Source organism: Haemophilus sp. UMB1048 (assembly GCF_030218125.1).
In the GTDB taxonomy this organism is placed as follows: domain Bacteria; phylum Pseudomonadota; class Gammaproteobacteria; order Enterobacterales; family Pasteurellaceae; genus Haemophilus_D.
In genome coordinates this window covers 1-265 of record NZ_JASOPB010000115.1, presented here as the reverse complement: position 1 = coordinate 265, position 265 = coordinate 1, and the positions used below count along the sequence as shown (strand labels likewise).

General features: G+C 64.2%; 1 pseudogene. It reads right to left on the bottom strand.

The window, feature by feature from the left end:
* Positions 1–265 (bottom strand): annotated as a pseudogene (locus QP437_RS10120) (gamma-glutamyl-phosphate reductase); the annotation flags it as partial.

Below are 265 nucleotides of genomic sequence, written 5' to 3'. Positions count from 1 at the left end.
CGGTTTTCAGACACAGGGAGGCGACGTCGACCGTCACGTTGGGTCGCGCTTCATAAATCACGCCAATCACCCCCAGCGGGACGCGGCGACGTTCAATACGCAGACCGCTGTCCAGCAGCCCGCCGTCGATCACCTGGCCGACCGGATCGGCCAGATTGCACACCTGGCGCACATCGTTGGCGATGCCGCTCAGACGCGCCGGGGTCAGCGCGAGGCGATCAAGCATCGCTTCACTCAGGCCATTGGCGCGAGCTTCGGCTAAATC